Annotated in this window: 7 protein-coding genes; 4 read left to right on the top strand and 3 right to left on the bottom strand. The window is 34.9% G+C overall.

The genetic code is table 11. From position 1 onward, the window contains the following. Nucleotides 1-160: 160 nt before the first annotated feature. Nucleotides 161-769 carry an FMN-dependent NADH-azoreductase gene (locus tag ACODSB_RS21690; RefSeq protein WP_488938555.1) on the bottom strand — a complete coding sequence of 203 codons (609 nt, stop codon included), beginning with the start codon at nucleotides 767-769 and terminating at the stop codon, nucleotides 161-163. Nucleotides 770-876: 107 nt separating this feature from the next. Between ACODSB_RS21690 and ACODSB_RS21685 the strand changes: the two genes are divergently transcribed. Together ACODSB_RS21685 and ACODSB_RS21680 are read left to right on the top strand one after the other, a co-directional pair. Beyond that, the gene (locus tag ACODSB_RS21685; protein ID WP_082356351.1) at nucleotides 877-1,266 is read left to right on the top strand and encodes a winged helix-turn-helix transcriptional regulator; all 390 of its coding nucleotides are present in this window, start codon (nucleotides 877-879) and stop codon (nucleotides 1,264-1,266) included. A gap of 219 nt (nucleotides 1,267-1,485) precedes the next feature. Beyond that, complete coding sequence (locus ACODSB_RS21680; protein WP_488938554.1) at nucleotides 1,486-4,404, top strand: PQQ-dependent sugar dehydrogenase; 2,919 nt, start codon at nucleotides 1,486-1,488, stop codon at nucleotides 4,402-4,404. Between the two features lie 108 nt (nucleotides 4,405-4,512). Here ACODSB_RS21680 and ACODSB_RS21675 read toward each other — a convergent pair whose 3' ends face one another. Continuing rightward, on the bottom strand, nucleotides 4,513-5,832 hold the full coding sequence (locus ACODSB_RS21675; RefSeq protein WP_488938553.1) for a S41 family peptidase: 1,320 nt from the start codon (nucleotides 5,830-5,832) through the stop codon (nucleotides 4,513-4,515). Nucleotides 5,833-5,837: 5 nt separating this feature from the next. After that, nucleotides 5,838-6,275, bottom strand: coding sequence for a MarR family winged helix-turn-helix transcriptional regulator (locus ACODSB_RS21670; protein WP_180857900.1), 438 nt, complete (start codon nucleotides 6,273-6,275; stop codon nucleotides 5,838-5,840). A gap of 215 nt (nucleotides 6,276-6,490) precedes the next feature. Here ACODSB_RS21670 and ACODSB_RS21665 point away from each other — a divergent pair, with 215 nt between their 5' ends. Next, nucleotides 6,491-7,948 (top strand): sulfatase family protein, encoded by a 1,458-nt coding sequence (locus ACODSB_RS21665; RefSeq protein ID WP_488938552.1) that lies wholly within the window; start codon nucleotides 6,491-6,493, stop codon nucleotides 7,946-7,948. 620 nt (nucleotides 7,949-8,568) lie between these two features. Further along, entirely contained in the window at nucleotides 8,569-9,003 is a 435-nt protein-coding gene (locus ACODSB_RS21660) for a DUF1810 domain-containing protein (RefSeq protein ID WP_488938551.1), read from the top strand. Nucleotides 9,004-9,019 lie beyond the last annotated feature (16 nt).

Below are 9,019 nucleotides of genomic sequence, written 5' to 3'. Positions count from 1 at the left end.
ATTTGGCAGATTTTTTAATTTCTCTCTTTTTTAAAAAGCAAATTCTTCAACAGAATATAAGGTTTTAATTTCATTTTATAAATCCACTGAATCTGCTGAATCTGCGGGAGTATTTTTTTTTGCACGCAGATTTGGCAGATTTCTTATTTTCTTTTCTTTTTTAAAAAGCAAATTCTTCAACAGAAGATAAAGCTTTTGGTAAAGCATTTTCTGCAAAATCAGGAATTGCAGTTCCTTCCACACGGAAAGTTGTAACATCTGTCATTCCTAAAAAGCCTAATACAGTTCTAAGATATGATTCCGAGAAATCGTAACTTTTGTATGGCCCTTCAGAAAATATAGCTCCGGAAGCGATTGACAAGTATACTTTTTTATCGGTAACTAATCCTTTTGCTCCTTCCGGACTATAGCTAAAAGTTTTTCCTGCTCTTGCAACCTGATCGATCCATCCTTTTAAAACTGCCGGAATTCCGAAGTTGTATAAAGGCACACCAATCACGATTATATCCGATTCTAATAATGTTTTTATTGCTGAATCAGAATATTTCAATGCGTCTGTTTGTTCTGGCGTATGTGCTTCTGCAGGTGTATAAACAGCATTAATATGCGAACCTGTTAAATAAGGTAAAGGTGTTTGAGTAAGATCTAGTGTTTGTACTTCCGTTTCTGTTTGTGCTGCTAGTTTTTCGATAATAGCATTTGATAATTGATTACTAAACGAAGTGTCTCCGTTTGTGCTGGTAATTATGCGTAGAATTTTTTGGCTCATGATTTAAATTATTTGTTTTACGATACAAACTTATCTACATTTGCTATCTCTTTTATAGTACTATCCCCGAGGATAGCGCTATCCTTGAAGATAGTAATGTGATATATATGGAAGCAGAAGTAAAAACAGCAGTAAGAACATTCAAAAAAGAAGATAAAGATTGTAAACCACAAGAATGCATGGCGGCACTATTGCCTGTAAGGGATGCTTTAGAAGTTTTAAGCGGCAGATGGAAATTACCTATTTTAATTGCTTTGTCTGACAGACCAAAACGTTTTAAAGAAATCTCAAAAGACATCAACGGAATCACGGACAAAATGCTTTCGAAAGAATTAAAAGATCTCGAAATCAATAAACTTGTTACCAGAACGGTTTATGATACTTTTCCGCCAACGGTTGAATATTCACGCACCCAGCACAGTCAATCTTTAGGAGATGTTATCATGGCCCTAAAAGACTGGGGAACTTTACACCGAAAAGAAATTATCGGCAAATAAAAGTTTTTTAGCCACAGATTAAAAGGATTAAAATGATTTTAAAATCTACTTAACCTAATCCCGATAATTATTAAGGATTGTGTAAAAAAAACTTTGTGCCTTAGTGCCTTTGTGGCATTATCACTAAATCGATATCGTAAAGAAATTTTAGTAAACTAAATAATTATACAGAAAAAGTTTAAATTTGATTACCCAAATCACTATAAATTCTGAATAATTATGAGAAAAAATCTACAATTTAACATTAAAAATAAATTGCTTAGTCATCTAATAATAGCTTTTGCTTTATTGATTTCTTCACAATCCTATTCGCAATACATCACGCAAAACCTTGCTCCTACTGCGGTTATCAAAGAAGGACTTTCGCTGGAACAATCTTCAGACGGAAGAATTTTTATAGCAGAACGCGGCGGGATTGTAAAAGTGTTTCAAAACAACACCGTTACAAATGTATTTACCGTTCCTACCGTAACAGATAACGAACAAGGGTTACTTGGATTAACGCTGCATCCTAACTTTGCAACAAACGGTTATGTTTATGTTTTTTATTCTATACAACCAGCAGGAGAAAAAGTCAGACATAAAATTGAAAGAATCAAAATTGACAATGCTAACCAAGTAGTAAGCAGACAGGAAATTTTACTTTTAGAACCTATTGGTAACGGATTTCACAATGGCGGAGATTTAAAATTCTTCCATGGATTTTTGTATGTAACCGTTGGAGACAGTCAGCAAAATACCAATTCTCAGGATTTAGACACTTATAAAGGAAAAATTCTTCGTATTACAGAAGACGGACTTCCTGCACCGGGAAATCCATTTTACGGAAGCGGTTCTGTACAAAGACAAAGCATCTGGGTTTACGGATTTAGAAATCCGTGGAGACTTGTTCCCAATGCTGTTGCCGATAAATTATTTGTACTGGATGTTGGAACTTCATGGGAAGAAATTAATGAAATCAGCAATCCAACAATTCGCAATTATGCCTGGGGACATCCGCAGGGAGGCGACGGAATGCAAACCGAAACTGATTTATTTACAAATCCAATATTTACTTACGCAACGGGAAGTATTGGAAATGCTTTAACAAATGGAGTTTTGTATAATCCAACAATCTCACGTTATCCTAATTTGCAAGGGAAATTCATTATCAAAGATTTTGTCCGAAATGCAATTCGCTGGTTTGATCCTAATGTTGCGAATCCCGTTTCTACAGAATTTTATTCGGCACCACAATTTCAGGTATTGGGTATGATGTTAGGAAATGATGGTTTCATTTATTACTGTGAATACGGAAATAATGGTTCATTAATTAAATTAGACTATATAGCAACCGCTGCACCAACAATTGTAAATCATCCGGTTTCTCAAACTATAATGGAAACAGATCCGGTAACTTTTACAGTTTCGGCAAGCGGAACAGGTTTAACTTATCAATGGCAGTTTAACAATACAGATATTAACGGAGCAACCGGAGCAACTTATACAATTCCAAATGTAACAAATGCAAATGCTGGTGATTACAAAGTTATTGTAACTAATACAGCCGGAAATGTAACCAGTAATCCGGCAACATTAACGGTAAAACCTTTCAGTAATAAACCAACGGTAACGATTATTTCTCCGCTTCCATCATTAAAATGGAATGCTGAAGATGTAGTTCATTTTGAAGCTGCAGCAACAGATGTTGAGGACGGAACTTTACCTGCAAGTGCATTTTCATGGAGTATTGATCTTTTTCACGAAGATATTCCGGGAGCCGGACACTCACATCCTGGTGCAAGTCCGCAAGGTGTAAAATCAGGCGACTTTACAGCCTCTAACCAAGGAGAAAAAACACCAAATGTGTGGTACCGATTTACGGTAAAAGTAACCGACAGCGATGGTTTAACCGCTACTACTTTTGTTGATATTAAACCTAATTTAGTTGATGTTACTGCGACAAGTTCGCCGGTTCCGCTTAATTTAGAATTCAATCAAAAACCAGTTACGGCACCTTCTACAAAACAAGTTGTGGCAAATGCAGCGGTACAAACTTTAAATGCACCAACGCCTCAGTATATTGAAAATACGCGTTACGATTTTGACCATTGGAGTCAGGGCGGAGCTGCAAATCAAACTTTTACGGCGCCAGCAACAGGAACAATTACTTATACAGCATTTTATACAGCTACTGTACTTCAAAATGCACCATATCAGGGCTTAGTTGCTCAGATTCCGGGAATTATTGAAGCAGAAAATTATGATGTTGGTCCGGGCGCTTTTCTGGATAAAAACGGCGGCGGAGATAATGTTTACAGAGCTGGCGACGGCGTAGGAACTGAAGCTTGTAACGAAGGCGGATATAATCTTGCGTATGTAGCAAAAGACGAATGGCTGAAATATTCTGCAAGAGTAAGTACCAGCGGAAATTATACCATCAATTTAAGAATTTCAACGCCTTATCTTAACCGAAAATTACATCTTGAAGTAGACGGTGTAAACGTTACCGGAATTTTAAATATCCCAAATACAGGAGGTTTCCAGGCATGGCAGACTGTTGCCGTTCCTAATATTCCTTTAACGCAGGGTAATCATGTCATTACTTTATATTTTGATGAAAATGACATTAACGTAAACAAAATGGAATTTGTATTGGCTGGAATTACCAGCCCGGTAGCCGATTATGAGTTTACACCACAAATGGGATGCGAAAATGAACCTGTTACTTTCACATCAGTTTCTATTGGTACAATCGATAACTATTTATGGAATTTTGGAGCTGACGCACAGCCTGCAACAGCAACCGGAGTTGGTCCTCATACTGTAACTTATTCTACAGAAGGGGATAAAGAAGTTTCACTTACCGTAAGCAATTCAGAAGGAAGTAATACAAAAGAGGTTACGTATATGGTTCATGACTGCCATCTTGGAGTTGAAAATCCAAATGCTCAACCAAATGCAATTGTAGTTTATCCAAATCCATCAAAAGGAATATTCCATTTATCAAAAGAACTGGAATGGACTGTATTTTCTGCAACAGGAAGTAAAATTAAACAAGGAAAAGGAAATGTAATTTCAATTTCTGAACAAGCAACTGGAATTTATTTTATAAAAACTAATGCTTCCAGTAAAGCAATCCCAGTAAGTAAACAATAATTTTATTTTTTAAGTTTAGAAAATAAGCTAAAATAATAAACCCCAATAGATTTTAGGATCTATTGGGGTTTTCAATTTATTGGGATAAAACTTTGTAGCTTTTAAGGGTTAAACTTTATCTTTTTTATAAACTCTCTCTTGTCCGTTATGATAAATTCTTTTTATCGCTGCTAAAGATTTTTTCTCGAAAACAATTTTTATACGATATTCATCTGTTCCATCAACCAGAAATAAATCTTTTTCAATTGGAGTCAATAAAAGAGTAACGATATTATTCCATCTGTAATATAAATTATCCCCTTCATAAACCAATTCAGATTTTCCATATTTGCCTTGATATGATTTTAAAACAGCATTATCAACATGTAATGGTTTTTGTCTGTTTTTAATAACCGGAATAAACCAGTTAAGATTATTTAATGAATCTTTATTTTTTAAGGCTAAATTTTTCAAAGCTAATAAATGAGACGTATTTATGGCTTCTTCGCTCTTACATAAAACATCCGGCATAACGCCTTTTCCTTCAAAATCCAGATTCGTAACCGGATCTTTGACTTCGCCAAAAGGTATATTTACAGAAAAACCATTTGATATTCCTACCCGGTTTATTGGGTGCGCTCCACCAGCCGTTTTTTCGCCCACAATCGTAACACGTTTTAAATTTTGAAGCGAATAACTCATCCATTCTGCAGCAGAAAATGTAACGGAACTTGTTAGAATATAGATATTTATATCGGCCAGACGTTTACCGGGAACAGACGGAAGCAGCCACATTTCTCTTTCAATTTTTTTTCTGTTTTTCTCGTAATAATAATATTTATAAAGCGGTAATTCTTTATTCGAATAAAAATAACTGCTAATAAACTGCCCCATTTCCATTGCCCCGCCATTATTTTTACGCAAATCAATAATCAGTGCATCTGTATTATTTAAAAACTGCATCACAGAAGCGGCTGTTTCGCTCCCAATTGCAGGATCTTCAAAATAATCAAATGCTAAATAGCCAATATTTCCCTCTAAAATACGTACTTGCTGAAATCCGAAATTCCTGTTTTTTGCCTCAATTAATTCTGCTGCTTTAATTTTTTCCTGTGCCTTTTTATCTTCATTTTTTTGCAGAGGATCAGTCCATTCCGGATCATACATTACTCTAAAATGTAAATCTTTGCTAACCTCTAAAAGGTCCATAGTAAGTTTTGAGGCAAATTCATTTGGCGTTACACTGTTTTTATAAACTCCTGCATTAAAATTCTCTTTCAATTTTTTCTGAATACTTTCAATTGCATTCGGTCTAATGTAAAATTCTTCGAGTTCTTTACCCAGCGAATCGATAACTTGTTTTTTACTTAACCCCGTAAAATCAGGTTCTTTTTGTGCGTATACACCAATTGATAATAGCAGTAATATCACATTTATAAGTTGCTTCATCTTTATTATTTTTTACAATTTGAAATTATTTTATGCAGTAATTTGTCCAGTAATTCAATTTCGTCGAATGATAATCCGTCAAGAGCAGTTTTACGGTTTAGGTTAAAAACAGGCGTTAGTAAAACAATTGTTTCCCTGCCTTTTTCTGTAATTACAAGCTTTGATTTTCTTTTATCAATTTCATTTGCTTCTCTTATCAAATAATCTTTTTTAACCATTAATTCGATAATTCTTGTAATGGAAGCGTTATCCTTAAAAATTAATTTGGCAATTTCAATTTGAGAAATTTTTTCATTTTCATTTAAAATAATTAACACCAAACATTGATCAACAGTAATATCACTTACTACTTTCTCAATGTTTTTTTGGCAAACTTTCCTATATTCTTTTATAGCCTGTTCTATGGTATAAAGAACCGTTCCTGTTGGGTTTTTCTGCTTCATTTTAAATCAATTACATTTAAATTTATTTGATATATCAAATATATATAATTATTTGATATATCAAATAAAATATTTCACACTATAATCCTGTTTCAACTCTCAGGAAATAACAATTTTATATTTATTTGAAACAAAAGAGTTATCCCAAGAAGAATACTTTTCATTTTTGCTGGTTATATTTGTAGTTAGCTATCCCAATAAATACCACACAAATTATGAGAAAAAGTCTAATGCTGCTTTTATTAGTAATTCCTTTCATTAGCAGTAAAATAACCGCCCAAAGTAAAAGCCAAAAACCCAATATCGTTATTATCAATATGGATGATATGGGTTACGGAGATACTGAACCTTACGGAATGACGGGAATCCCTACTCCACACTTTAATCAGGTGGCGAAGGAAGGAATGCGTTTGACTAATTTTAACTCGGCTCAGGCTATTTGTACGGCATCGAGAGCGGCTTTATTGACAGGATGTTATCCAAACCGAATTGGAATGTCGGGCGTACTGCTTCCGGGGGCAAAACATGCCCTTAATCCAAAAGAAGAAACAATCGCTTCACTTTTGAAAAAATCAGGCTATAAAACCGCTAATTACGGCAAATGGCATTTAGGAAATAATTTGCCATACTGGCCTACAAATTATGGATTTGACGAGTTTTTCGGGATTCCGTATTCTCATGATGTATGGCCAATTGATTACGACGGCTATTCATTGGTAACCGATCCTAAAGATCTGCGTTCTACCTTTCCTCCTCTTCCATTAATCAGCAATACGACTGTTATAGATACTATTAGAAACATAAAAGAGGCATCTAAATTAACTACAGTTTTTACCGAAAAAGCAGTGGGTTTTATCAAAAAAAATAAAAAACAGCCATTCTTTTTATATCTCACACATCCGCTGCCGCACGCGCCTTTGGCTGTTTCAGATAAATTTAAAGGCAAAAGTGATTTAGGTTTATTTGGAGATGTTATTATGGAAATTGACTGGTCTATTGGCGAAATATTAAAAACTTTAGATCAAGAAGGATTGGCCAAAAATACGGTTGTAATTGTAACCAGCGATAATGGTCCGTGGCTCTTTTTTGGTGACAACGCAGGATCATCTGGTGGTTTTAGAGAAGGAAAATCAACCACTTGGGAAGGCGGAACCAGAGTTCCATTTTTGATTCGCTGGCCCGGAAAAATAAAAGCCGGAACTGTAAACGGATCTCTTATGACGAATATGGATCTTTTACCAACAATTGCCGACATAACCAAATCTGCTTTGCCTGAAAATAAAATCGACGGTCTGGATTTTCTTTCTTTATTGACAGGAAAAACGAATAAAGGCCCCAGAGATACTTTCTATTATTATTTTGGTGTAGGAAGCAATAATCTTGAAGCGATTCGCTACAAACACTGGAAATTGGTTTTCCCGCACAAAAGCACATCATATAATAAAAATCTTCCTGGAAAAGGTGGTTTACGAGGTAAAGGCGCTGTTGTTGAAGTTCCACTTGCTTTGTATGATCTGGCGCATGATCCGGGTGAAATTCGTGATGTTCAGGAATTATATCCTGAAATTGTAGCAGAGATTCAAAAAATAGCCGAAACTGCCAGAGAAGATCTTGGCGATGATTTGACTAATAAAGTCGGAAAGAACGTTAGGAAACCTGCGATTGTTGAATAAGTTTTTGTGAAATCTTATAAGTAAAATCTCTCGCAAAGTCGCAGAGTCGCAAAGTTTTTTCTCATTTTATGTCATTTCGACTGAAAGAAGACTCGAGCGATAGCGAATAGGCGAAGCAAATAGCACTAGAAACTCGACAAAGATTGGCGATTCTCTTTCTAAATTTACGAGTGCGATTTCTCCTTTCAGTCGAAATGACAAACAATACGTTTTATAATATAAAAATCAATTGCCTCCAGCTTTAGCTGGAGGTTTTTATTTCAATAGCAAAAAGGCTTCAGCCGAACTAGTAAAGTTTGGCTAAGCCTTTTCTTTGCCTGTATTTTTACATCCAGCTAAAGCTGGACGCTATTGAATATTTTTCTTTAAACAAAAACTTTGCGACTCTTCGACTTTGCGAGATAAAAAAATAGTGCCTTCGCGTCTTCGTGGCAAAAACATTAAGAACTTAGCTTGCTATTTCAATCTTTTTGCAGCTAAATTTTTACGGTATTTTTTTCAACAATTTTTGTTCGTAATATTCAAAAAAAATAGCAGTAAAAAAAGGGTTTTGTAATGTACAACTAAACATATTTTCTGTAGTTTTATGATCTGATACCCCCAAATCAATTAAGTAAAGAATGGCTTACAACAACAATGAATTACTTCGGTTTTTAGATGCACAAAATAAATTGTATCTAACTGCTCTTGATGAAATTAAGAAAGGTAAAAAGGAATCTCCGTGGATGTGGTGTATTTTTCCGCAGATAAAAGGAATGGGTTCCAGCGATACATCAAAATTCTACGAAATTAAAAATGCCGACGAAGCAATCGCTTTTCTGGAGCATCCAATTTTAGGAAAACACCTTATAGAAATAACAGAAGAATTAGTCAAAAAAGACGAACTCGAAGCTGTAGATATATTTGGTACGCCAGATGTTGAAAATTTGCAATCCTGTATGACGCTTTTTGCAAGTATTCAAAATACAGAACCGGTTTTTCAGGAAGTTTTGCATAAATACTTCGACGGATCTTCTGATTTTCATACACTGCAACTACTATACAGTAATTTGTAAAATCAATAAATTCAGG

This window comes from Flavobacterium sp. FG68, from assembly GCF_057808895.1.
The sequence above is the reverse complement of the archived record's forward strand: the minus strand, read 5'-3'. Positions and strand labels throughout refer to the sequence as shown.

Bases quoted from the DNA above. Each gene is read 5' to 3' on its own strand.
- ACODSB_RS21690 (WP_488938555.1), bottom strand. From the start codon at position 769: ATGAGCCAAAAAATTCTACGCATAATTACCAGCACAAACGGAGACACT.
- ACODSB_RS21685 (WP_082356351.1), top strand. From the start codon at position 877: ATGGAAGCAGAAGTAAAAACAGCAGTAAGAACATTCAAAAAAGAAGAT.
- ACODSB_RS21680 (WP_488938554.1), top strand. From the start codon at position 1,486: ATGAGAAAAAATCTACAATTTAACATTAAAAATAAATTGCTTAGTCAT.
- ACODSB_RS21675 (WP_488938553.1), bottom strand. From the start codon at position 5,832: ATGAAGCAACTTATAAATGTGATATTACTGCTATTATCAATTGGTGTA.
- ACODSB_RS21670 (WP_180857900.1), bottom strand. From the start codon at position 6,275: ATGAAGCAGAAAAACCCAACAGGAACGGTTCTTTATACCATAGAACAG.
- ACODSB_RS21665 (WP_488938552.1), top strand. From the start codon at position 6,491: ATGAGAAAAAGTCTAATGCTGCTTTTATTAGTAATTCCTTTCATTAGC.
- ACODSB_RS21660 (WP_488938551.1), top strand. From the start codon at position 8,569: ATGGCTTACAACAACAATGAATTACTTCGGTTTTTAGATGCACAAAAT.